This is a genomic window from Neochlamydia sp. AcF84 (assembly GCF_011087585.1).
Taxonomy (GTDB): domain Bacteria; phylum Chlamydiota; class Chlamydiia; order Chlamydiales; family Parachlamydiaceae; genus Neochlamydia.
The window spans coordinates 1-26,093 of sequence record NZ_VJOT01000049.1 but is presented as its reverse complement, the minus strand read 5'-3'; the positions used below and the strand labels follow the sequence as shown (position 1 = coordinate 26,093).

The 26,093-nt window shown below is 37.8% G+C and carries 17 protein-coding genes; 7 read left to right on the top strand and 10 right to left on the bottom strand.

The window, feature by feature from the left end:
* Positions 1–490: 490 nt before the first annotated feature.
* From NEOC84_RS05535 to NEOC84_RS05510, 6 genes are read right to left on the bottom strand one after another with little or no spacing between them, the layout of a single operon-like run.
* A complete protein-coding gene (locus NEOC84_RS05535; RefSeq protein ID WP_166156374.1) occupies positions 491–1,144 on the bottom strand; it encodes a hypothetical protein in 654 nt (217 codons plus the stop codon).
* Positions 1,122–1,511 (bottom strand): type II secretion system GspH family protein, encoded by a 390-nt coding sequence (locus tag NEOC84_RS05530; RefSeq protein WP_166156371.1) that lies wholly within the window; start codon positions 1,509–1,511, stop codon positions 1,122–1,124. The genes NEOC84_RS05535 and NEOC84_RS05530 overlap by 23 nt, the downstream gene beginning before the upstream one ends.
* A gap of 20 nt (positions 1,512–1,531) precedes the next feature.
* The gene (locus tag NEOC84_RS05525; RefSeq protein WP_166156368.1) at positions 1,532–2,716 is read right to left on the bottom strand and encodes a type II secretion system F family protein; all 1,185 of its coding nucleotides are present in this window, start codon (positions 2,714–2,716) and stop codon (positions 1,532–1,534) included.
* Between the two features lie 6 nt (positions 2,717–2,722).
* Positions 2,723–4,351 (bottom strand): type II secretion system ATPase GspE, encoded by a 1,629-nt coding sequence (gspE, locus tag NEOC84_RS05520; protein ID WP_166156365.1) that lies wholly within the window; start codon positions 4,349–4,351, stop codon positions 2,723–2,725.
* Positions 4,338–6,917 carry a type II secretion system protein GspD gene (locus tag NEOC84_RS05515; protein WP_166156362.1) on the bottom strand — a complete coding sequence of 860 codons (2,580 nt, stop codon included), beginning with the start codon at positions 6,915–6,917 and terminating at the stop codon, positions 4,338–4,340. Before NEOC84_RS05515 ends, gspE begins: the two co-directional genes overlap by 14 nt.
* On the bottom strand, positions 6,904–8,319 hold the full coding sequence (locus NEOC84_RS05510; RefSeq protein WP_166156359.1) for a hypothetical protein: 1,416 nt from the start codon (positions 8,317–8,319) through the stop codon (positions 6,904–6,906). Before NEOC84_RS05510 ends, NEOC84_RS05515 begins: the two co-directional genes overlap by 14 nt.
* A gap of 506 nt (positions 8,320–8,825) precedes the next feature.
* Between NEOC84_RS05510 and NEOC84_RS05505 the strand changes: the two genes are divergently transcribed.
* The 4 genes from NEOC84_RS05505 (at position 8,826) to NEOC84_RS05490 (ending at position 18,930) form a co-directional block, all read left to right on the top strand.
* Positions 8,826–14,105 (top strand): tetratricopeptide repeat protein, encoded by a 5,280-nt coding sequence (locus tag NEOC84_RS05505; RefSeq protein WP_166156356.1) that lies wholly within the window; start codon positions 8,826–8,828, stop codon positions 14,103–14,105.
* A 363-nt stretch (positions 14,106–14,468) separates the two neighbouring features.
* A complete protein-coding gene (locus tag NEOC84_RS05500; protein WP_166156353.1) occupies positions 14,469–14,876 on the top strand; it encodes a hypothetical protein in 408 nt (135 codons plus the stop codon).
* A 333-nt stretch (positions 14,877–15,209) separates the two neighbouring features.
* Positions 15,210–16,601 (top strand): Na(+)-translocating NADH-quinone reductase subunit A, encoded by a 1,392-nt coding sequence (locus NEOC84_RS05495; protein ID WP_166156350.1) that lies wholly within the window; start codon positions 15,210–15,212, stop codon positions 16,599–16,601.
* Between the two features lie 982 nt (positions 16,602–17,583).
* Positions 17,584–18,930, top strand: coding sequence for a hypothetical protein (locus NEOC84_RS05490; RefSeq protein WP_166156347.1), 1,347 nt, complete (start codon positions 17,584–17,586; stop codon positions 18,928–18,930).
* A 646-nt stretch (positions 18,931–19,576) separates the two neighbouring features.
* Here the strand turns inward: NEOC84_RS05490 and NEOC84_RS05480 are convergent.
* The 4 genes from NEOC84_RS05480 to NEOC84_RS05465 all read right to left on the bottom strand — a co-directional run bounded on the left by NEOC84_RS05480 (position 19,577) and on the right by NEOC84_RS05465 (position 21,698).
* Complete coding sequence (locus NEOC84_RS05480) at positions 19,577–19,951, bottom strand: F-box protein (RefSeq protein WP_166156341.1); 375 nt, start codon at positions 19,949–19,951, stop codon at positions 19,577–19,579.
* 145 nt (positions 19,952–20,096) lie between these two features.
* The gene (locus NEOC84_RS05475) at positions 20,097–20,480 is read right to left on the bottom strand and encodes an F-box protein (protein ID WP_166156338.1); all 384 of its coding nucleotides are present in this window, start codon (positions 20,478–20,480) and stop codon (positions 20,097–20,099) included.
* 317 nt (positions 20,481–20,797) lie between these two features.
* Positions 20,798–21,175 (bottom strand): F-box protein, encoded by a 378-nt coding sequence (locus NEOC84_RS05470; protein ID WP_166156335.1) that lies wholly within the window; start codon positions 21,173–21,175, stop codon positions 20,798–20,800.
* A 145-nt stretch (positions 21,176–21,320) separates the two neighbouring features.
* On the bottom strand, positions 21,321–21,698 hold the full coding sequence (locus tag NEOC84_RS05465) for an F-box protein (RefSeq protein WP_166156332.1): 378 nt from the start codon (positions 21,696–21,698) through the stop codon (positions 21,321–21,323).
* Positions 21,699–22,989: 1,291 nt separating this feature from the next.
* Between NEOC84_RS05465 and NEOC84_RS05460 the strand changes: the two genes are divergently transcribed.
* The 3 genes from NEOC84_RS05460 (at position 22,990) to NEOC84_RS05450 (ending at position 25,891) form a co-directional block, all read left to right on the top strand.
* Positions 22,990–25,128, top strand: coding sequence for a YjbH domain-containing protein (locus NEOC84_RS05460; protein WP_166156330.1), 2,139 nt, complete (start codon positions 22,990–22,992; stop codon positions 25,126–25,128).
* 158 nt (positions 25,129–25,286) lie between these two features.
* Positions 25,287–25,742, top strand: coding sequence for a transposase (locus tag NEOC84_RS05455; RefSeq protein ID WP_166156183.1), 456 nt, complete (start codon positions 25,287–25,289; stop codon positions 25,740–25,742).
* Positions 25,742–25,891 (top strand): hypothetical protein, encoded by a 150-nt coding sequence (locus tag NEOC84_RS05450; RefSeq protein ID WP_166156327.1) that lies wholly within the window; start codon positions 25,742–25,744, stop codon positions 25,889–25,891. Before NEOC84_RS05455 ends, NEOC84_RS05450 begins: the two co-directional genes overlap by 1 nt.
* Positions 25,892–26,093 lie beyond the last annotated feature (202 nt).

The window sequence follows — 26,093 nt, the reverse complement described above, 5'->3', positions numbered from 1 at the left end:
TCTACAATTTCTGAAATGAGGCTTGAGTAAAAACATAAGTTACTACTCATTAAATAGTTAACCAATCCTCTAGTAGTCATAATAGCTTTTGGATTATGATGGATTAATTAATTTATCATATTCCCTTATCTCAATTTCATTGCATAGTGTAAAAACAATCCTACGGCGGGAAAGTCATCGCTACAATATTTTTTCATCTTTCATGTTTTCGCTTTCTTTGCTTATGGAGGAACACGAATAGTTTTTTCTAAAAAAAGCTGGAAGCCCACGTTCCTATCTTTGAATTTAATCCCTTGATTCCTAACTCGATAAAAAATAATTCTTTAATTTAAATTCTATTCCTTATTACTAAAAAATAATAGCTTGAGATCGTTACAACCTGCGGAATGTGGGTTTTAGGCTATCTTCCCCCTGTCTCGTATATTGAATTTGCCTTCATCCTATCAAACGATGAAGGTTATTAGAATACTTTCTGCAGACCTAACGGGAATCATAAGTTATTACTTTTAGCTAATCTTTTCTCTTGAATTTCTTGCATCGTAGCATTGATGAGTTTTATCTCAAAATCGGCGTTTTGCTTTTCCTTAGAGGCGAAATCGGGACTGTTAGCAAGGGTACTAACGATCGGCTGAGGATAACCAGGCAAGTAGATAAACCTTTCTAGTGTGCCTGATGCGTTGCTTTGTGCATGCGTGGCCAGTCGCATGGCTCCTTTACTCATCACTGAGCCTTTGGAGAAAAACTTAACATCTATTTTATTGGATTCATGCTGGGTTCTATTTTCATCATGAAATTCAATCAGCTGAATGTAGTGCAAGGGTTTTTCTTTATTTGTCACAAGCTCTAATAACTTATCATCTAGATTACCCTCTACTTTAAGACGCATGAGGTTAGCTTGGCTATTTTGAGCGCTCTCAAAAATAACATGCACATCAGCATTCATGATCAACATTAAGTTTTGAGCCAGCCTTAAGTAATCTACAACTAGGTCTGTTTCGGTCTTAAAGCGCTGTTCACGTAAAGCTTTATGAACATTAAAGCCTATTACTCCCAAGGTCAAAGCTAAGATTGCCATTACCATTAGTAGCTCTAAAAGGGTAATAAAACGCTTTTGGACTCGCTTACTTTTTGAATAAGGTCGCATGGCTTCTTTTATATTCGTTATATTTATCCGAGGAGACATGGATGGCATTATTTTCAGAAGTGACTCTAAATTCGTGCCCCCAGCCATCTTTGATCAGATCGTCAGGATTTTTTACTAAAGGAGAGGCAATGATTACTTTCTTCCATTCAGAATCTAAGTGATCTAACAAAGCAGGATCTTCAGCGGCACTCAAATTTAAAATTGTTTCAATTTTGTCCATTGCCGCTCGCGTTTTAAAAGCTTTGCCTTCATCTAAGCTCCCTCGGTAGTTGTAAGTAATAACCCCCGCTATTAAGGCAATCAAAAACATAACAATCATAATTTCGATTAGAGTAATATATCTTTTTTTTAACACATAGAATTTCATGAAACCTCCTTAGGATGCGATTACATAGTCAATGAACTTACGTCTGTTAAGGGAAGCAAAATAGCTAATAGCACGACACCAATAATAGTTCCCATCACAATTAATATTACAGGTTGTGCAAGCGCCATTACCCGCTCTAGTGACTTTTCTATCTCATTTTCATATATATCTGCCACTTTATTAAACATGACAGTCGCATTGCCTGATTCTTCACCTACTGCTAGCATGCGAGGAACTAGCTTAGGGATGTAACGAGAGTGCATGAGTTCAGCACTTAGAGAACTTCCTTCAATAATCTTTCCTTCTGCCTTTTTTACCTCTTCTTCTAGCACAATATTATGCATCACTTCACGCGAAATGCGCAAAGAGTTGATGACGGGCAGTCCTCCTTGCTGTAAAGTTCCCATGGTGCGGCAAAAGCGTGCTACACAGGTTTGAATAATAAGCGTTTTAAGCAAGGGAACTTTGATCAGGTTACGTTCAAGCCAGAGCCTACCCTGGAGGCTACGTAAGAAGTGAACAAGATAGATAATCCCGGTTAGGGCTGAAGGTAGGGCAATCCACCAGTAACTTCTGAACCCTCTGCTCATTCCCAGTACAAATTCGGTAAAGCCATTTAATTGGCGATCGACAAAGATGCCCTCAATTGAAGGAACAACAAACCCTAGTAGCATAAGAATGATTAAAAATGAAAATGCAGCAAGGATAGCAGGGTAGACCATAGCGGTAATAATCTGCTTCTTTAATTTATTTTGCTTTTGCAATAATTGACTAAGTTTGTCCAGGACTATATCTAAAGCTCCTACAGCTTCGCCTGCCGTGATCATTGAACAATAAAGTTGATCAAAGCTATCAGGGAAGTTACCCATACTTTGTGAAAGCGATTGGCCAGCCTTGATCTGCTCGCAAAGGCTTAAAATTACGCGATGGCAGGAATCTGTACGGTATTGCTCTTCTAAGGCTAATAAGCTTTCATAGAGAGGAACTCCTGCACTGACTAGCTGAGAGAGCTGTAAAGTAAAAGCTAAAAGAACATCACCTTTGAGGTTTTGCTTTTTAGAAATGGTTGTACGCAAGGCAAGCTTTTTTAACATAGTGCCTTGGCTGCGCAGTTTTTCCTTAGCTTCTTTTTCAGTTTGCGCTTCAATCAATCCAGTGCGTTTTTTACCCAACGGGTCAAGAGCTTCATAGCTATATAAGGGCATAAAGTCTTAGCCCTCCTCAACGCCACGCGTGGTACGCAAAACTTCAGCGACAGTGGTAATCCCTTGCTTAGTTAGAAGGCTGCCATGACTTAATAGGCTCATCATACCTGCATGTAAAGCCACTCTTCGCAGCTCTACCGCGTCAGGGCTTTTAACGATTTGCTGCTTGATGGCATGGTTGACAAGCATTAATTCATAAATACCGTGGCGTCCTTTATATCCTGAACCATAGCATGCCTGGCAGCCTGTACCATGGAAAAGATGCCCTTCCGATAAATCTTCTTTTTTTAAGCCTATATTTTGTATTTCTTGATCTGTAGGAGTATAAAAAGTTTTGCAATGAGGACATATTTTGCGTACAAGACGTTGGGCTAGTACGCCAATAATACAAGAGGAGAGCAAATAGGGCTCGATGCCCATATCGACAAGACGGGTGATGGCAGAGGGAGCATCATTGGTATGAAGGGTACTCAATACAAGATGGCCGGTAAGAGAAGCTTGAATAGCAATCTCTGCGGTTTCTTTATCGCGGATTTCGCCAATCATAATGATGTCTGGGTCTTGCCTTAAGATATGCCGTAAGCCTGTAGCAAAATCTAACTTGATTTTTGGATGGACTCCTATTTGAGCGATCCCTTTCAAATTATACTCTACGGGATCTTCAATCGTCATGATATTGGTTTCATCATTATACATCTCGCAAATAGCGCTATATAATGTTGTGGTTTTACCACTTCCGGTAGGCCCGGTCACAAGTATAATGCCTTCGGGCACGGCGATTAATTTTCTGAAGTCCTTATAGCAATTAGGGGGCATGCCAATTTTATCTAGCCCTAAAATGACATTGCCTTTATCAAGAATACGCATGACAATACGCTCTCCGCCAGATACAGGAACTGTGCTGACGCGAAAATCAATCTCGCGGCGTCCCATCTTTAGCTTGAGGCGTCCGTCCTGAGGTAGCCTATGCTCAGCAATGTCGAGTCTAGACATCACCTTTATACGTGTGAGCAGCTGAGCTTGCTGATCAGGAGCAGGACTATGACGAGCTTGTAAGACTCCATCGATGCGATATCTTACGCGTAAACCATTTTCAGAAGGCTCAAAATGGATATCAGAGGCGCCTTGTTGGATAGCTTCTGTTAAAATTAAGTTGATAACTTTGACGATAGGGGCTTGATGCTGGCTATTGTCTAGAAGGTCATATATTTCAATTTCAGCTTCTACCCGTTCATCACCGCGCGTGAGGTGAGCGAGCATCTCTGAAGCTTCGCCATGTTCTAAATTATAGCAATCGTTGATCGAAGCAAGAATCACATCTTTAGGGCAATAAGCGGCTTTGATTGTCTTGTTGAGAATAAAACGGAGTTCTTCCAAAGCTTCAAGGTGTAAGGGATCTGCTATAACAACTAACACCCTCTCTTTATCTTCTTGAAGAGGAAGGATAAAATTTTTCTTAGCAAAAGTATAAGGGATTTTTTTAATTAGTTCTTTAGAGATACGAAAGGAGGAAAGATCATTATAAATAACCATGCCAAATTGAAGAGCAAGATGGCGATTATGGTCATCATTTTGCTTGGGCGCTTCTTTTTTTGAATGCATTTGGCCTGAGGTTATATATTTATCTTCCGTCATATTCTCCCAAAGGTAAAGGCTCGCAGCGCTCTTGTTCTCTTCCAAAGAGAAGCTGTACCGTGCCTCGTAATAAGCGATCTTTTTCAGCATTTTTTGCTTCTTCAAGGGCATACAAGAAAGAAGGAATATCTCCTGGACGGCGTGTGAGCTCGCGATAGCGATAAAGCTCAAGATCTTCTTTAGGGTCGGCAACAATTTTGGGAGTAATACAGATAAACATCTCCACACTATTATCCGTCATTGCAGTTGAGCTAAAAAGCTTGCCTAGACCAGGAATTTCTCCTAAAAAAGGAATAGAATCTTTAGCATCATCGGTAATTTTTCTTCTTAATCCCCCTAAAATAACCGTTTGGCCATCAGGGATGCGAACTTCATTGTTAATCACTCGCCTAGTTACATCAGGCTGCGAGGGATTAAGGCCACCATTAATTGTTTCAAAGACCAGATCTGTTTGAAGAGTAATAGAATCGCCTTCCTCTTCATGATCGTCAAAATTGCTATTAGGCTCTCCCCCTAATCCTTCGTGGCTCGTATGGATGATAGGAGTGATGTCAATTCTAATCCCGTAACGTGCACGAGCGAAGGTATTGTTAAGGGCAGTGGTGTTAGTGACAGGAGTAATGATAACTCCTGTATTAACAGTAATCTCATCTTCGATGGCGATATGGGCTTGCGTTTGATTTAAAGTCAATACTGAAGGGCTGGCGTTGATGGATATATCTTCTTGGGAAATTAAAAATTGATACACTGCATCATAGGCAGGAATCCTACTTGATTTTTTCCGATTCATAAAAAAGGTGGTAATGCCTCTATTATCAGGCAAGACTTTATTAACGAGAGGTTGGAAAAAGTTGACGTTATAGTCTAAGCCAGTTGCATGAGCATTTAAAGCATCCGAGCCAATCTTTAATAAATTTAAGCCAATATTATCCTGATTGCTAATTCTTTTTTCAAAAAGAAGAATTTCGATCTGTACCATTTTTTTAGGAATGTCTAATTTTCTAATCAATTCCTTAAGCTTGGGAAGAAGCTCAGCTTCTACTACCATGACAATGGCTCCTGTTTTTGGATCCACTATAAAGTTGGTACGGCCCTCATTGGGATCGATAGCACGGTTGCTTTCCTCGTAAGGATCCGGATTAACGATGTAACGGTCATTTAAATAGTAGCCTCCCTCAAAAGCATTGAAAGGAGAGCCGTTATTTAATTCTTTTTTTCCATTCGAGGAGGCAGCAAGCTCAGGAGAAGATGATTCAGAGAAAGCTTGATTATCAGTGCGCATGCCGGGACGTTGCTGAACCATCAAAGCATAGACTTTGAGAAGCATATCGGCCAATTTAAGAGGGTCAGAATGGCGTGTAGTGTACCAATGGATGACTTTTTCGCTAACTCCTCCCATATGGCTTTCTACTTCGCAAATAATTTTTTCCGCTCTTTTAATCTCTTCATTTGTTCCATAAAGAAAAAGGGCAGGAGCCGAGTTGCTAAGAGGAATAATACGCAGGCTGTTAGCTTCTACCGTCGAGCTGTTATATTCTGAGGAAAAGTTGTTGGCTACCTGTGAAAGATCTAAATGAGCTGATATTTTTTCATTTCTTTCAGAAATTTTTCCCAAAGAAGGAGAGGTTCCCGAGAGTTGATCGAAAACTGCGGAGAGAACTTTACTCATCTCTTCAGCCGCAATACGTTTTAAAGGAATGAGCTTGTATTCTTTATCTCCCCGGTTGGCAGAGATAAAGTCATAGAGCTTGAGCAGTTCTTGAAGATCTATCTTAGGCGCTACCACTAAAATATCTCGACCAATCAGCTGTAGAACGGTAGTGGTAGGGTTGATAAATTTATCTAAAAAATGCCAAACACGTTTAATTTCGGCAACTTCAGGGGAAAGCATAAAAAGAACACGCGCTTCTGCAGGTAGAAGGTCTAAATCTTCTCGCTTATTAGTGATCATCTTTAAATTCGATTTATCTTGCTTAAGAAAATAGAGTTGGCGCAGGTAAGCATTCAGCTGTTTAAAACCTATGCCGTTTTGTACAAGAATTAATTCCAACATTTCATCCCACGAGGCCCGGGGAATAGGGAGATTAGAATCCACACTTAATTTTACCATTGCAATCTCAGGGGAAAGCAAATAAACATAATTTTGAGAACCATAGTCGATAACAAGTTGTCCAATATTAGTGTCAGGTTGATGCCATAAAGAGTAACCTTCTGTAGATGCCATTTCAGCCGACAGTTGCTGCCATCCTTTTTGGGTATCTTGAATGCTTTGACGTAAGGTGTTAATCTGAGTTAAAAGCTTGTGGTAAGCCTCTTCAGGAGCATTTATGTTATAGAGTTTTTCCACTTCTGCATATAAATTGCGCAGCTGGCTTTGTTGCTCTTTTAGCTCACGATTGATATCCCTTAAATATTCTTGCATCTCTGGATGGAGATCATTACTGTTTTGCGTAAAACTAGCTTTTTTCTCAGCAATTGTTTGCCCCCATAAAGGTGATAATACCCTTGTTAAGAAAATAAAAATGCTTAATAAGAAAAAGCAAAAGAAATTGTTAGTTGTTTTCATAGCTATTCAAGGGTTTCAGAGTTTTTTCAGTTTCAAATCTTTTAGATATTATAGGGAGAGGTGGGGGAGAATTTAGATCCACAGGGGAAGAGTCTGACGGCAAAGAGTTATGGGATGGTAGGTCTTTTTCCTTTTCTTCTGCTTTTCTCCTACCTAAAAATGCAGAATTAATAGGAAGCTCCAAGGGCTTAGCTTCCGAGCGCGACGAATTATAAAGAGTTCCTACTAATAATTGTTGCTCATTTTTACGTTCGATACCCCCAAATATAAATAATATGCCCACCAATTTGCGGGATACATAGTCATCAACCTCTTGAGGCTTACTTATTTTTTTCCATCCGCTACTGGTTAAGATTAACCAGTCTTTAGGCTTTAATAAGATTCTTTTTTTACTAATTTCAAAAACAAATTGAGAATGAGTATGGGATCCTAAAAATTTAAAGTTTTGTAAGGCATTCTGAGGCATCCAAGGTTCAGAGGATTTTAGAAGATTAAGAGCTATTTTGGAACGCCCCTCTATATCCCAAAGCTCTAGCTGCATTAAACGATCATCAATTTTTTTGATAACTAATAACGGGTAACCTAAAGAATCCATCCCTGGATTGACAAGTTTCCATTGATCCTCTTTCCATATCAATGCATCCCCTAAGCCAACAAACAGTGAATAAACCCCTTCACCTTCGCCAAAATCAAGCCTTTGCTTACCCATGTTTAGGCTATGCTCGCTGCCTCCATGATCTTCTAAAAAACGATCAATACCATACCATCGTGCTTTTTGGCGGGCTAATAAGCTGCCGTCAACGCGCCATTTCCCTATTTCCCAGGGAACATGCACACGCACATATTCTTTCTTAGGCAAAGTAAACTCAGTGTAAGAGCAAGGTTCCTGAATAATCTGACCTTTATCATCTATCATATTGACTTTTATGCTAGCCTCTTGATCGTTTGCTGTAGCTTGAAGCCAAAGGGGGGTCGGGAGATTGTCAGGATTGAACACGTATTGCGAGGGATTTGCCTGGCGATTATAAGAAATATACATTTTCTCTCCCGGGGAAATTGAGGAAACCGAAGGGTTTCCATTAAAAGCAAAATGAAGCAAAGGAAGAGCTTCTTTTGCATCGGGTCGATCATTTGTGCCATAGTAAATTAGATGCTTGCGTAAATCTGGCAGCTGCATGGTGATAGGGGAATGTTTTAGCTGAAAAATAGACTGCCTGATCGCATCGTAAGCCTCTTGAGGTTGGCTATAGCTGTTCCGGGGTAAATTTCTTTTTATATCAGTAAGCGTGTTGACAGGAATTTCAAGAGGACGAGCCCATCGATAGGCTAAAGCACTTATCAATAGCGCCATAACTGTAAAAGCCATTCCCACATTAACGCCAAAAAGCCATTTTTTTTCCATATAACACTTTATAGTTACCAAAGAAGAATTATAACGGATCCCTCTCATTTTGATGGAGAAATTTTATTAGATTTATGAAATTTAGTAGGTTATAGGAGTGAAAGAAAGGGCTATAAATAACCTTAATGAAAAAGGTTAGATACCTTAAATTAAGCTAAATTTAAGTGCAAATTTTTTGCGCCTGTTTCTCTAGTAAGCGCCTGGAGCTTTTGAAGGGTTCGGAGCCTGTCAAACCTATCTTATTAGCTACTCTTTTTTAGTAAAATTTGATTTTGTTTTCTTCTCCTTTTTATTAAGGGATATTCTTGCGCCTCTGTCTTATGCAAGCAGTTTTTTTAGTCCTTAATAACCTGAATGTTATGTTGAAAGGGGGGAGATTTTTTATTTTAGAGAGAAAAAATATAAGCGTTATGTTTATAAGTGGTTTTTTATTTTGAAAATTAAACAATGAAGCCAATATTAACTAGGTATTGAAAGATAAGTAAAACTAGAAGGTAGGTAAGAGAATGAACTTAGAGAATTTACCTAGCCACCCCTTTATATTTCCTGCGTTTAAGGAAATAGAAAAAAGAGAACAGCATCGAAAACTAGGCCCCTATACCGAGATTAGCTTAGAGATCTTCGAAAAACTGGGGCGCAAAGACATATACCAAGCAAGCTTAGTCTGCAAAGAATGGAAGCGATTAGTTGAACAAACAAATTTATGGAAAAAGCTTTATTCAGCAAGCTTTGAAGTTGACTCCCAAGAAGAAAAGCAAGCCAGCAATGATAAGGAATATCTTTTAAAACTTTCTTCTTGCCCGTGGAATAAAGCTCAAATTGCTAAATTTTTATGGCAAGATTCTACGACTATCATTAGTGATTCCATACAAGCAAAAGTAAAGGCTGCGGCAGCTTATCTACAAGAAGAAGGCTTTGAATTAAAAGGTGTGGCTAGTGATGGCGACTGCTTCTTTAGCGCTTTTTTAGGAAGCTATGCCTGCCTTTCTAGAAAAATTCCTTTATTAGAGGAGTGGGAAGATAAAATTTTTTATTTAAGACAAGTACTCTCCGAGCTTATTAAACATATAGACAACGAAAGAGCTGAAGAAATAAAAAGAAAAGCGGCATGGATAAGCGGCTTAGGTGAAGGAGATCGATTAGCTCTGGCTTTGTCTATTCCTATTAGGCTGATAACAGTTAATGAAGAACAGTTAAGGTGCGGGATTCATGATAGGGTTATCTTCTCAGGGCAAGGCTTAGGTTTACTTGAAGAAAATAGATCGCAGGAATGGAAAACTATCCTTCAACAAGAAAGGCCTAAAGAGTTTATTTTTATTGTGGATTTAGGAGGTCACTTTGTGTATGCACAGAAACATTTAAAGCAAGCCTCTACTCTTTTTTCAAATTTGAGAAACTTTTCTAATATCCCTCTTTCTAATTTCAAATCTAAAAATGAATTTAAAAAAAATTTGGCAAGTTTAGAAATCGATGACCTTTTATCAGAAGAAAAGATAAAAGAATTGGAGCTATTCTATACGCAAGCTTTAAAAATTGCTATTCACGAGCAAGATCTTATCCAAGAAAGCTTTTGCATTGAAAAATTAGGGGATATTTACTTAAGAAAAGAAATGTCAGAAACTCTTTTACAAGCAGCAGGGCTTTACAATTATGCCCTACGGCTAGCTCCTCGAGAAAGGCAAGAAATTATCAAAAATAGGCTTTCCCAAGCTCAAAATTTACTTGCTAAACAATGTGAAGGTAAACCTTGCGATCCTGCGGTAAACAGAGGACAATTTGAAAGTAATCGTAACACCTTGAAAAATTTTAGAGAAGAAATAGAGAAGAAAATACAAATTCTGCCAGAGAATCCTTCTCCTCAACAAGTAAGAGAGCTTTATCAGGAAGTTGTGCGGCGTATAAAAGGCTTTTTTAGCTTTCTAGTCAATCAGGCGATTGATGTCCTAGGACCTGCACCTTGTGAATATGCCATGATAGGCTTCGGTTCTCTAGCTAGGGAAGAGATGACTCCTTATTCCGATCTAGAATTTGGCCTTCTTATACAAGAAGATACTCTTGTAAATAAGAAGTATTTTAAGAATCTGACAAATCTACTTCACTTGCAAGTGATCAACTTAGGAGAAACTATTCTTCCTGCTTTAAATATTCCTTGCTTAAAAGCCATAGGTTTTTTTGACGGCATTACGCCAAGAGGCTTTGCTTTCGATGGAGCAGGGGTAGAAGGGAAAGGCTGTAAAACTCCTTTAGGAAATGGTAAGACGTTTGAACTTATCCAAACTCCTGAAAAGATGGCTCAATATATCGCTCAAGATAAAAATGGTAAATGGTGGCATGAAAAAGAGCCCCATCTTCCTATGGAACTGCTAACCTTTACTCATTTGCTAGGCAATCTTCAATTAACTAAAGCTTATAATGAAAAAATTCAAGAAATCCTTAATACGAATACGTATTATCAAGATAACCTTGATCTGCGCCAGTATTTAGCTAAGCAGCACCTTGTGTTAGGTGATATGATAGCTTTTAATCCAGGAATGGGTGATTTAGACAGACATGGCATGCTTTTTCAAGTTAAAAATGATTTTTATCGGTTTCCTCATTTAGCCTTTGACCGCCTGTCTCTTCTTAAAAAAGTAGCAGCTTCCGACACTTTTACTAGGATTGATAATCTAAGCGAGTTAAAGATTATAACGAAAGGTTCCGCTGAAAGATTAAAAGATTGGATAAGCTTAGTCTTATTCATGCGTCTTAAAACTTATTCTCATTATCAGGCGCAAAAAGAGGTGATGAATCCTCTCCTTAAGCCCTTTGATTTTGAGGATCAAGATCTTGTTGAAAAGCAGTTTGCTTTGGATCATGGAGCTTTAAAAAAGATAAGAAAAATTTACCGCATCTTTATTTCTTTCTATCAAGCTATTAAAGAGTTTCTAGCAGGCAATGAAGAAAAACTTAAATCTTCTGCTTTAAAAGATACCTCTCCAATGGCAGAAGGGGATATACTTCGAAGGTTATTTCAACATAAAAAAGCAAAAAAGTATTACCTTCTAGCAAAAAAAACAAATTCACAAAACTCGGAGGTTTTAAATGCTCTAGGAAGCATTTACTACGAACAAGGCAGCTTAGATAAGGCATTAAACTATATCAGCAAAGCGCTTACTATTGACCTGAAACTTTGGGGAGAAAATCATCCTGGAGTGGCAAGAGATTACAATAACCTAGGGCTTATCTACCAAGGCCAAGGCAATTTAGGCAAGGCGACAGAGTATAGTAGCAAAGCACTTGCTATTGATCTTAAGCTTTTTGGCGAAAATCATTTTACGGTGGCAAGAGATTACCACACCCTAGGAGAAATCTACCAAGACCAAGGCTATTTAGACAAGGCTGCGGATTATATCAACAAAGCCCTTGCTATTGACCTGAAAGTTTTTGGTGAAAATCATTTTGCGGTAGCAAGAGATTACCTCACTTTAGGGGAAATCTACCAAGACCAAGGCAAATTAGAAAAGGCGGTGGATTATATCAACCAAGCGCTTGGAATCGACCTTAAGTTTTTTGGTAAAAACCATTATACAGTGGCAAGAGATTACCACAACCTAGGGGGGATTTATCAAGGCCAAGGCAATTTAGAAAAGGCTGCAGATTATATCAATAAAGCCCTTACCATCGACCTTAAGTTATTTGGTGAAAACCATCATACGGTGGCAAGAGATTACCACAACTTAGGGGAAATCTACCAAGACCTAGGCAATTTAGAAAAGGCTGCGGATTACATCAACAAAGCGCTTATCATTAGTCTTAAGCTTTTTGGTGAAAACCATCCTAGGGTGGCAAGAGATTATAGCACCCTAGGAGCAATCTACCAAGACCAAGGCAAATTAGATAAAGCGGCTGAGTATAGCACTAAAGCGCTTGCTATTGACCGTAAGGTTTTTGGTAAAAACCATCCTAGGGTGGCAAGAGATTACAACAGCCAAGGAGCACTTCATTACGATCAAGGTAATTTAGAAAAGGCGGCAGAATATAATAGTAAAGCACTTGCTATTGACCGTAGGCTTTTTGGTGAAAATCATCCCAATGTGGCAATTCGTTATAACAATCTAGCATTAATCCACACAGAGCAAGGCAATTTTGACAAGGGAGCAGATTACAGCACTAAAGCGCTTGCCATTACCCTTAAGCTTTATGGAGAAAATCATCCCAAGATGGCTAGTTGTTACAACAACCTAGGAGAAGTCTACCGAGAACAAGGCGATTTAGAAAAAGCGGCAGCTTATCTCAACAAGGCTCTTGTCATTACCCTTAAGCTTTATGGAGAAAATCATCTCGTAGTGGCTAGTTGTTACAACAACCTAGGACAAGTCTACCAAGAACAAGGTAATTTAGAAAAGTCTGTAGATTATATCAACAAAGCGTTTGCCATTACCCTTAAGCTTTATGGAGAAAATCATCCCAAGGTCGCAATTGGTTACAACAATTTGGGAGCAATTTACAAAGCCCAAGGCAATTTAGAAAAGGCTGCAGACTATATCAATAAAGCGCTTGCCATTACCCTTAAGCTTTATGGAGAAAATCATCCCAAGGTGGCAACTCGTTACAACAATCTAGCATTAATCCACACAGAGCAAGGCAATTTAGACAAGGGAGTAGAGTACAGCAAAAAAGCGCTTGCCATTACCCTTAAGCTTTATGGAGAGAATCATCCCAAGATGGCAACTCGTTACAACAATCTAGCATTAATCCACACAGAGCAAGGCAATCTGGAAAAGGCCGCAGATTACATCAACAAAGCAGTTGCGATTACCCTTAAGCTTTATGGAGAGAATCATCCCAAGGTGGCAATTTGTTACATTAACTTAGGAGCACTCTATAAAAAGCAAGGTGAATTAGACAAGGCAGCTGAAAATACCAGAAAATCTTTAGCTATTAACCTTAAGCTGTTTGGTGAAAACCATCCTAGTATTGCGAAAAATTATAACATTTTAGGAACTATTCATTATCAACAAGGAAATATCGAGGATACAATTTATTATGTCAAAAAAGCTCTCGCCATTAACCTCAAACTTTTTAGTGAAAATCATTCTATTGTGGCTGCAGATTACGCCAATTTGGGACAAATTTACCGAGAGCAACATGATTTAAAGCAAGCAGCGAACTATATCAAGAAATCTCTTGCTATTAACCTTAAGCTATTTGGTAAAAATCATCTCTTGGTAGTAAGGGATAACAGCAACTTAGGAGCAATCTACAAAGAGCAGGGTAAATTAGACAAGGCAGCTGAGTACATTAAGAAATCTCTAAGCATTAACCTTAAGCTATGGGGTGAAAATCATCTCCATTTAGTAACTTGTTACAATAACTTAGCACAGCTCTACCATGCCCAAAGCAAATTAGATAAGGCAGTAAAATATAGCCACAAAGCTCTTATCATTAGCCTTAATCTTATCGGGGAAAATCACCTCCAGACGGCAATTTGTTACCTTAACTTAGGAGTAATCTACCAAGCCCAAGGCTATTTAGGCAAGGCAGCTAAGTATGCTAAAAAATCTTTAGTTATTAACCTTAAGCTTTTTGATGAAAATCATTTTAGTGTCGCGAAAAATTATAACATTTTAGGGGGCATTTATTATCAACAGGGAAATATGGAAAAGGCAACTTATTATACTAAGAAATCCTTAGCCGTTAAACTCAAGTTATTGGGTGATAATCATCCTTTGGTAGCAATAGATTATAGTAACCTAGGACAAATCCGCAAAAGAGCAAGACAGGCTAAAAAAAGTGGCAGAGTATAGCGACAAAGCACTTATGGCTACACCTTGAGCCCTTTAAAAAAATAACCTGTTTGTAGACAGGGTGTAAAAATAAGAAAAATTTAAATAGCAGAGGGCTGAGGTAATAAAGATGAAGTCTTCCATTAAATTTTAATGAATAAAAGTTAATCTCACATTTGTTATCCATCCTACCTTAGGAAAGTAAGAAATAAATGCTCAAATTGTTAGTGATTTGCCTTCAAGGGGTTACAAGCAATAAATTTTATTTTTCTTAGCTGCAAACTATGATTTCATGTTCTTTTGTCAATAATTTTATTGAATATTACCTGAAAGCTGGTCTATATTGACAAGCAAGTAATAATACTACCGAATAAGGGGGTTAAAATGAACGCTGATGAAGAGAATAAAGATCCATCGCAAGAGAGTATCCGTGAAGTAGAGGCAGAGCATCTTAAGAACGGAGAGAAGAAAATCCATGGTTTGATCGATTTTGCTAAGACTAACACAAAAGATTCCATTGCTTATATTATTATGATTTTAGGCATTATTCTTTTGTTCTTTGAGCAATTTTCAGGAGGAATGCTGATAGGGATCATTTCAGGGCTTTATTACTCCATAGAAATTCAAGATTTTTTTAGCCACTTTAATGAGTTTATTGATGAGCAAGGAATCGTGAGGGGAATTGTGCTAGGAGTGGTAACTATAGCCCTGTTTATTTCTGCTCCAGGAATTTTTGTAGGAGCTATATTAGCGGTCATTGTAAAATATCTTTTTAGCCCTAGCAACGCTTAGATTTTTTAGCCTACACCTTACTTACTAAACCTATAACTCATGATTTAACTTTCAAAAAGGAAAATTTTTTATGAGTTTTTTAGGTTTTTTCCTTTTCCGCAACTGGCTAAAGTTCGTTGAATGTTTATTAAAGAGAGTAAGGATCTGCATGTAGGTTTTTGCTTTTAAATCAAAAGTAAAGAGCAAATAAGGGATCAATAAGGTGAGTGTGACAAGAGATAAAGTTGTGTTTAACCTTAAGAAATTCTCTTAAGCTTCCTTGAATGCTTGCTAAAAACTATTCTTTTCAGTAATTTTCCATTAAATTGCTATATTTATTTGAGGCACTCATTCATGGCATATATAAAAATAACAAAAGGCTTAGATATCCCTCTAAGTGGGAAACCTAACGAGCATGCGCATTCTTTATCCTCTACAAGCCAAGTAATTTCTTTGAATGCTCCCTCTACAGTTTCTCTTGATTTAAAGCCTTTTGCTGACCTGAAATTTAAGCTTCTTATTAAACAAGACGAAGCTGTCAAGATAGGACAGCCTCTTGTAGAAGATAAGGGATGCCCTGGGAGAATGTTTGTTGCCCCTGCTTCAGGAGTTATTAAAGAAATAAGACGGGGGTATAAAAGGAGCTTACAAGAGATTATAATTACTGTAAGTGAAGACGAGCCTTTTGCCGAGCGTCCTGCTAAACCTCTTGAAGGAATGTCTAAAGAAAACCTTATAGAGTTAATGAAAGAGAAAGGTTTTTTTTCTAATATTCGTGTTAGGCCTTTTAATAATTTAGCCGATCCTCTTAAGGCTCCACGCTCTATTTTTGTCAAAGCGATTGAATCAGCTCCTTATAATCCGCCGGCAGAAATGCAAGTGCAAGGCTATGAAAATGAATTTCAGCTAGGCTTAAATGCCCTTGCAAAGTTAACTACAGGCACGGTCCATTTAATTTATCGCGCAGGCTCTACATGTAAAGCTTTTATAGAAGCACAAAATGTTCAGCAACATACGGCTGAAGGACCTCACCCTATTGGCAATGTGTCGGTGCATATCCAAGCGTTAGACCCTATTAAAAGGGCTGATGATATTGTATGGGTAGTTAATGCTCAGCAGGTGGTAGCTTTAGGATATTTTTTAGCCCATGGTCATTATCATGTTAAACGTGTCATCAGCATAGCTGGTCCCGGTATTCTACCTGGCTGCACAGGCTACTTTAAAGTGCAAACAGGCTATCCCATCGCTTCTTTGTTAGTCGGGCGCCTACAACCAGGTTGCCAACGTTTGATTTCAGGAGATCCTTTAACAGGACGCAAGGTAGAAGAAACCGATTTTTTAGGCAGTGAAGATTATACCTGCTGTGTATTTCCTGAAAATAACTCACGAGAGTTTCTTCATTTCTTCAGGTTAGGGATAAATAAATATTCTTTTAGCAAAGGCTATCTTTCCGGGCATTTAGCTAGATTTAAGAAAGACTATAGCTTTACAACCAATCAACACGGCGAGCAGCGCGCCTTCATTGATTCTACCCTTTATGACCAAGTTCAACCTTTAGCTATACCCACTATGCTATTAGTGAAAGCAGTCATGGCAGAAGATTATGAATTAGCAGAATCTTTAGGGTTGTTAGAGGTTTGTGGAGAAGATTTTGCTTTACCCTCCTTTGTAGACCCTTCTAAAATAGAAATGGGAGAGATTATAGATCAGGGCTTAAAACGCTATGCAAGCGAGGTCTTAGCTTAACGTAAAACTGCCTACAAGCTACAAATTTATATCCCCGCAGATCTTTGTAAAGACCGAAAATAGGCCTAAGCATTTTTCTACCAGTGCTATTAAACTTTCGGCATCCTTTTTTAGTGTCAGCTCTCAAATGGTGTGTTTATAGATACCTTTAAAGTGTCTACACAAATATGCCCTTCATGCTTCTCAACCTTTTTGCTTTATCTTATTAAGCTATTACCTTCTTATTGTTTTAATTGACAGGCCAGGAATGCTGGTAGCGTTCTTTCGTTTATCTTCAACTTAAATCAATAGTGCCATTTGCCAGCAAAAAAGCAATGGGAATATAAGGCAAACGCTCTCTTTAAAAAATTATTATAAAGTTGTTAGGGGCTGGATTGCCGGGTACCTTCATGATCTAATTTCTTCCTCTATAGCTTAATTCTTAAGTATCTAGATCTGTTTTTAAAGAGTTGGAGGGGGGATGAGGTAATAGGTCAAACGGGCTTTCTAATGGCACAAGTTTTTGCTTCTTTTCTTATAATTTTTAACTCCAAAATTATTTTTCTTTAATACTAGATCATGCATTCCCTACTTAAATATTAAGTTGCTGACTTTCAAAAACATAAAAAACATTCCTTAAATTTAATTTCCGTATTTTTATCATTCGACGGTCTAAAAAAATCACTAAGAAAAAATAGGCTAGAAAAAAAGATTTTTCTTTTCCTATTTCATTGATTGCCTATGTTCACTTAAAGATTTTTATCAGTCTAATTAAGAGTTGTTTATAAACGTATCGCTTTTTTTAAACATGACAACCTTAAGACTAGAGCTATGAGGGTGGCTTAATTCGCTAACATTTCAGCAATTTATCCCTCAGCATCTTTACGTCCTTCCCTATCTTTTTCTCTTGCTTGTAACAAACAAGTTGGTTTTCCCATCTTGGCACAGGAATTGCAAGAAAGGTACTGCTTTAAATTCATAATCATTCAAGGAGAATAACATTATGGAACCAGATCTTTCTTTCAATGCAAGAAACCATTTAACCAATCACCTACTCAATTTTACTGCGGTAGCAAGTAATCTTTCGGAGGAAAGCCAGGCCTCAGATTCTCTCCCGGCTCAAGTTATGGAGGCTAAAGTCATCATGATTGGCGAAATTCATGGGCAAGCAACGGAACAGATAGGCAAGCTTGTAAATGCGGTAGCTTCTCAATATTTAAGTGAAAATAACGGTAAGATTAAGCTTTTAGTAGAAGGAGATATAAACATAAGAGCAGAGTACATAGCCTCATTACCTAGTGCTTATCGGGAGCATATCTACATCTCATCGTGGGATACAGATGCCTCAAAAGCAGTAATAGAGTCTTTCTATAATAAAGTTGTTAGTCGTCTTCATATAAAGTTGTGCCATGCCTTTATTGCCTATTTATCTGATTCTTCTACAAGCAACAGGAGAGAAATTGGAAATATTTTGAAGAATCTAACATCTGCGCAGATACCTGAATGGATAGAAGATAATAACCATCCATCATTACGTTCAAGTGTAGAAAGCAATTTAGATGACTTAAAGATTCATCTACAAGAACTTCAATCTCATATCAATCAAAAGGAAGCCTCCTTAAGCTTTTTAACATCTTTAAAGATTTATTTAGATACGTTTTATAGTATGATAAGAGAAATAACAATACAACCGATTCTTGAGCGTAATAGGGGAATGGTAGAAAATATTCAGCAAAGTTTAAGCTCTGCTGACAAAATTATAGTTATTGCAGGCAAGGCTCATCTTTTTGGCAGTGATGCTTTTTCCGAAACAGAAAAGGTTTTTATCAAAGAGGGCATTCAAATGGTGAGGGAAAGCTTATCACAACCAGAAACTCCCTATATAATCCTGGATGCACCTTCATTAAATACTTTTACTGAAACAGAAGAGCACATTCAGACTCAACCTGTCCCTCCTGAATGGCTGAATGATTCTGTACCATCCGATGCTGATAAGGGGGAATCGCAAGCGAGCAATAAAACAGAAGATCTCTCCCTCACAGAGATTATTTCTCATGCCTCTAGTTCTTCGGTAGCTGCTGCAGAGTCTGAAGAATCTCAGAAAGAAGAGATACAAGCTAGCAAAGCTTCAGCAGAAAGCGGCCAAGATGCCATCTATCAAGCACTTAACATAAATATTGAGCAGATACAAGCAGTAGGTAACAGAGAATATTTAGCTTTACAATTTAAAGGAAGTTTTGATGCAATATGGGGAGAGATAGAAAGGAAAAAATATATCGCTATGGAAGATGACATCATGTTGGCTAAACTTTTAACTGTTACTATAAACAGATTGCTCGAATTGAAATAAAGCCAAGCTCTTTAAGAGAGGAAAAGAAGGGACTAAAGTAAACTTTTGATAAGATTTTTGTCTTACTTGTTTAAACTCTATCTAGATAATTTTTTTGAAAAAGGAAAGCTTGAGTGCTGCAAAATATGGAGATAGTAGAATGGAAGATGAAGTATAAACTATTTTGTGCCTTTTCCAAAAGTTTTTATCATAGAATGCTTTCTCTCAACTATTCAAGATACGGCGACTTAATCGGCGGGTTGCAAAATAGCTTTTTTCTTAAGGTCCCTTATCGGGTTAATATATCTCAAAATGTTTTTAATATAGGTTTTTCCATAAGGCCTTGTTTTTGGCTAAATTTTCCATTGATGGCATGTCAGTTCAACTTCTAAGAGGTCGAAAACTTGCAAAAAAGAAAAAATATGCAATAGCAGATCATCGGGCATCTATAAAGCCAAAAGTGCTTGCAAATAGCTGTTTTTTCTCTTTACTGCTCTTATTAATTTACATTTGTACCTTAGCATCAAAAGCTTAAGCAATGTTAACCCTCATGACCGCTTACTAAATTATTACCAACGGCAAACTCTGTTTCACTGCCTTTGCAGCGTAATTTGCTTTTAAAGGTAAGATTAAGAATATATTATTCTCTTCATGTATTTTACAGGTTTCATGGCAGACCTATAAATTTTGCTAATTCAAGGTTATGCACATGTTTTATGGACCCTAAGAATGCCATTAATTTTTCGTGTTCACGCTTTGTTCGATGGGCTACAAAATAGCTCTCTTTGTAAGGCTTCTCATCAACCCAGCATTTTTCAAAATGCTTTCGACAAAGATCCTTCCATAAAGTCTCGTCGTGGGCCAAATTTTTCCATTGATGGCATGTTAGTTCAACTTCTAAGAGGTCGAAAGCTTGCAGAAAAGAAAAAATATGCAGTAGCAGCTCATTTGGCAGTTGTTTTATAGATGTAATAGTAGAATCATTGGGGGAAATAGTTATCCCATTTTTATGGCTATCAGCATTTGTCAATGTATTTACCATCTTTTCTCCTTGATTATCATGTTTAAAGAACGTTTTGTATAAACTATTAGCGGTTGCAAACTCCACTTTACTCTTGTTTGTAGGTTGGCTTGCTTTCAAAAATAAGATTAAGAATTTATTATTTCCATTATGTATTTTATAGGTTTCATGGCAGACCTATACCCATATATCTTCCTAGCTCAAAGTTTCTCTCCACGTGTTTTAAGGACCCTAAGAATGCCATGGTTTTTTCATATTCACGCTTTCCGTGAAGAGTGATAAAATAACTTTTTTTGTTAGATTTCCCCTCACGCCAATATATTTTAAGATGCTTTTGATATAGGTTTTTCCATAAGGTTTTGTCCTCGGCCAAATTTTTCCATCGATGGCATGTTAGTTCAACTTCTAAGAGGTCGAAAGCTTTTAAAAAAGAAAAAATATGCAATAGCAGCTCATCGGGCAGCTGTTTTATAGATGTAACGGTAGAATCATTGGGGGAAATAGTTATCCCATTTTTATGACTATTAGCATTTGTCAATGTATTTACCATCTTATCTCCTTGATTATCATATTTAAAGAACGTTTTGTATAAAATATGTAAGCGGCCAAGGGGTATACCTAGCTTTAGATGTGAGCCTGCGGGCATCTGTAAATTCAAAAATGCTTGCAAATAGCTGTTTTTTCTATTTACCGCACTTATTGCTTTACGTTATTGCCTTAGCATCAAAAGCATTAAGCAATGCTAACCCTCGTGACCGCTTACTAAATTATTACCAACGACAAACTTTGCTTCACTGCCTTTGCAGCGTGGTTTGCTTTGAAGGTAAGATTAAGAATTTATTATTCTCCTCATGCATTTTACAGATTTCATGGCAGACCTATGTATTTTGCTAACTCAAAATTTCGCTCCACATGTTTTAAGGACCGAAAAATTTCATCAATTTTTTTATTTCTTTGCTCTACTCGATGGGCTGCAAAATAGCTTTCTTTGTAGGGTCCCTCATCGGGCAAATCTGTTTCATAATTCTTTTGATATAAATTTTTCCATAAAGTCTCGTCGTGGGCCAAATTTTTCCATTGATGGCATGTCAGTTCAACTTCTAAGAGGTCGAAAGCTTGCAAAAAAGAAAAAATATGCACTAGCAGCTCATCGGGCAGCTGTTTTATAGATGTAACAGCAGAATCATTGGGGGAAATAGTCGTCCCATTTTTATGGTTATCAGCATTTGTCAATGTATTTACCATTTTCTCTCCTTGATTATCATATTTAAAGAACGTTTTTTATAAACTATTAGCGGTTGCAAACTCCGCTTTACTCTTGTTTGTAGGTTGGCTTGCTTTCAAAAATAAGATTAAGAATTTATTATTCTGATCATATGTTTTACAGGTCTCACGGCAGACCTATATATTTTGCTAACTCAAAATTTCGCTCCACCTTTTTTAAAGATCCTAAGAATGCCATTAATTTTTCGTGTTCACGCTTTGTTCGATGGGCTACAAAATAGCTCTCTTTGTAAGGCTTCTCATCAACCCAGCATTTTTCAAAATGCTTTCGACAAAGATCCTTCCATAAAGTCTCGTCGTGGGCCAAATTTTTCCATTGATGGCATGTTAGTTCAACTTCTAAGAGGTCGAAAGCTTGCAGAAAAGAAAAAATATGCAGTAGCAGCTCATTTGGCAGTTGTTTTATAGATGTAATAGTAGAATCATTGGGGGAAATAGTTATCCCATTTTTATGGCTATCAGCATTTGTCAATGTATTTACCATCTTTTCTCCTTGATTATCATGTTTAAAGAACGTTTTGTATAAACTATTAGCGGTTGCAAACTCCACTTTACTAAGGAGATCGAGTGCTTACAGAAAAGATGGGCAATAGCAGCTCATCGGGCAGCTGTCTTATGGAGATAACAGTAAATTTAGTAAGGGAAAATAATAAGCCTATTTGTATGGTTGCCAGCATGTGGAGTTAAGAACTTGTTGTTGTTTTTTAATTAAACTGATTATTATTTTTGTTTTTTATTTTTTAAGTCAATGTATTTTTGTTTAAAATTTAAATAATTTGATGCTTTTTTATAATACGCTTAATAATCTCGTCTCTTAAAGGATGATTTGCCTCTTTTTTGTAGTCTTCTTCCTCTTCTAAGAAGGACTCTCCAGCATCTATGGCCTGAATGTACAATGATCGGTAGGAAGCTTATTTATTATAACGTCCATCTATGTAAGTGTTTTTATACCTTTTGGTAGTTTGTGATACATTTATATTGGGTATTAGTTCATCGACTTTACTGCTTTTTTTATCAGTTTACTTAAAAATAATTTTATGTGTATCTGGGCACAGGCTTAAGTGAATCTTTCTCCATGTCCTACGCTTAGTTTTGGCATGCTCGTACGCTTTCCATTCCCCTTCGCCCTAAACCTTTACTCTAGGCGAATCGAAGGTTATCTCTTTTGTACGCTTACGACTTAACTTCTCCAAGTTTTTGCTCAAGTAGTTTAGCCCGCCTGTAGAGAGGGGTATAACAAGGAATGGGCAGCCACCACGGTAGCAAAGCAATCAATAACAATAAAAATTCTTGTTGAGCTTGGAAGAAGTAAATGCTAGTAGCATTATCCATCAACGTGCATAGGATAGCGTTATTAAGATAGGCCTTATCTTCGCTGTGCTTTCATTTCCCCCCTCTTTTAATAACTCTATCTCTAGGATTATTAAGTTATGCTCCCTCTTAACCAAAGCTGCATTATACTTGGGCTAACTGCATAGGTGGTAGGTGAGCTTTTTTGCACATTATCTGCCTTAAGTTTTGTGAGCTAGCAGACTAAACTTTATAGCTTTCAAGCGTTAAAGAGCCAACTTACTGCAGATGCTTTTTTCCATTTATGCAACAGCGCTAGAGAAAAAAGTGATCAGCTTTCCCTCTTGCAATTTCTGTGATGAAGAATTATTCTTTTTTTTCATTATAAAAGCTTAACTTGGCTCATGACAAAAGCATCTTTTTTCTACAAATTAGTATTTTTTTCGGCATGTGTTCTCCCATTTGTAGGAAAATTTTCTATTTGCATGGGCGCTGAAGATCAAGCGGAGAGGCTTTTTAACGATCTTATCGTTATTGAATATGTTAACCGTAAGCTTTCTGAAAAGATGCCTGTAACTTATGATTTTTATCAGCAGGGCGGTTATTTTAATATGCCCTCAGCACGTATGGGAGAGCCAGGTGAGATAGGTGTAGGATATTCCCATGTCCATCCTTATAAAAACTTTAGCTTAAGAGCTCAACTATTTAGCAGACTTGAAGTCTCAGGAAGCTATAGGATCTTTAAGGGAGTGGCCGACCCAATTTTAACGCCGCTTGGTTTTGGAGATTTATCCGATAAAGGGGCCAATTTAAAATTTGCTCTCCTACTTCCTGAAGAGAGTGGCTATAAGCTGCCTGGTGTAGCTGTAGGCTTGCAAGACTTCATGGGGACTAAAAATTTTATAGCTAATTATATAGTCTTTACCCAAGTGTTACTTAACCAGAACTTGGAAGTAAGCTTAGGATATGGCACTAAGCGCTTAAAAAAATGGTTTGGAGGGATTGTGTGGATGCCTTTTCGGCAAAGTCAGCAAAGTTACCTTAAAAATCTTGCTTTGGTTGCAGAGTATGACGCTACCCCGTATAAAGATCCAGAAATAGAAAAGCATCCACGAGGAAGGGTAAAAAAAAGCCCTATAAATTTTGGCCTTAAATATCGATTAGCAGGCCAGTACGATTTGGCTGTTAGCTATATCAAAGGGCACACTTTAGCTTTTTCCTTGTCAACTTTTTACAATTTCGGCACGACTAAAGGTTTTCTTCCTAAAGTTGGGACTCCTCTACCTTATAAGGCCCCCGTTAACCGTGAACCTATAGGAGAGTTAAGGCCTCCTTTTATTCTTGCTCAAGAACTTATCAATGCTTTTCGAGAGCAAGGTTTTGAAATCCTACAAATTAGGCTTGCTAATCAAAACACCTCTGTCTGTCGCCCAACAGCTTTGCGGATTCATTTAATCAATCGTCTTTTTCGTTCGGAATATGATGTGCAAGAGCAGCTGTCTTATCTTCTAGCTGGGCTGATCCCCAATGATATAGAAAAAGTTAACATAGTCGTGGAATCGGACTTAGGTTTTCCTGTGCAAGAATATCACTATCATATGAAGTGGGTCAGGCAATTTGGCGAGGGGAAAAGAGGCGCGCAAGAATTAGATTTATTAACCCATAAAACAGAGCTTTCCTTCTCACCGACAAGGGAAGATTTACAGCTGTTCAAAAATACTCGTTCTGGCTTTAATTTTGAACTGCTTCCTAAGACCCATTCTTTTTTTGGTAGTTCTCGTGGCAAAATGAAGTACTCGCTAGGGTTAAACGCTGGTTTTAATGGCTTCTTGGCAGGAGATGTTTATTATAGTGTATTACTTGGGTGGAATATTTTTTCTAATCTTCATCATATTTCTCCCGTTGATCGGTTGAATCCTTCGCATCTTATCCATGTGCGTACAGACATGATTCGCTATTTCCAACAAAAAGGATTAACTGTTGATGAGGCATATCTTCAAAAAAATTGGAATATGGGTAAAGGGTGGTATAGCCGAGTAGCCTTGGGACTCTTTGAAGAGGAATATGGCGGTTTAGCGACAGAATTTTTATATTGTCCACTTAATAAGCCCTTGGCGGTAGGTATAGAAGGTGCTTTAGTGGGAAAGCGTGCATTAAATGGTGTTTGGTTTACGAATAAAATTCGCCAATTAAAATTCTCTACCCCTCATTTTTACACGCTCACTCATAAAAAATTTATTGGCTCCCAATATTTTCTGAATCTTTACTATAATTGGGAATGGGCGAATGTAAACCTTAAATTAAAAGCAGGAAAATTCCTTGCTAACGACTGGGGCATCCGCGGGGAGGTGTCTCGCAAATTTAAGAGTGGGCTTACCATCACTATTTGGTATACTCATACTAATGGCCATGATGTCATTAATGGTTCTGTTTATCATGATAAAGGGGTAGCTTTTTCCATGCCCTTGGATGTCTTCTATACCTGCTATGCTCGTGATTACTGGCGCTATGGGCTTTCTGCGTGGCTACGAGATGTAGGGGTGACAGCTTTCACGGGCCGAGATCTTTATGATCTCATCCAGGATGAGCGCTGGAAGATTTCTACTCAAAGCAGTCCTTTCTAAAGGAATGAAGAGGATAGATATAAAAGCTATTTAGTTTGACATGATTTAAAGGATATTTCATGCTTAAGCATGTTTTGAGAGCGTTTTTTCTCCCAAATCGCTATAATTTGTTTACGCCTAAATCATTATAAAGCTCTTAATTTCTTGCAAAGTTGACTATGAAACCAATCAAGCTAGATAACAAACAAAGCCGTCTTTTTAAATCTCGATTTAGCGATGAACTCAATCTAGATCATCCTCTTATCCAGCTATCCAAATTGATTGAATGGAAGCAGCTGGAAGAAGAGTTTGATAAGCTGTTTGTAGAAAAGATAGGGCAGCCAGCTAAGCCTGTAAGGCTAGTTGTAGGGCTCTTTATCTTGCAGCATATGTATGGGCTTTCGGATGTAAATGTGGTGCATCGATGGGTAGAAAATCCTTATTGGCAATACTTTTGTGGGTATGAGTTTTGGCATCATGCGCTGCCTATTCATCCTACTTCTTTAATTAGATGGAGATCTAGATTAGGCGAAGCTGGACTTAGCAAGATTTTACAAGGGACGATTGCAGCAGCTGTTCTGACAGGCGCAGTGAAAAAAAAAGCTTTAAAAAAGTCATTGCCGATACAACCGTAATGCCTAAAGCTATCGCCTTTCCTACCGATGCCAAACTTTACTTTAAATCTATTCAAGCGCTTGTAAAAATGGCCGATAGTAGCCAAATCACTTTGCGCCAAACCTACAAAAAGCTAGCTAAAACAGCATTGTGCATGCGTGCTCGTTAAGCCCATGCCCGTCAGCTGAAAAGAGCAAAAAGAGAAGAAAAAAGGCTGCATAATTATTTGGGAAGGTTAATCCGTGATTTTGAAAGAAAGACAGAAGGACAATCTCTTGAGACAGAAAGCTCTTATCTTTTAGAAATTATCAAGCGTATTTATGCTCAACAAAGGAATGATTCTCGCAAAGTTTATAGCTTGCATGAACCCC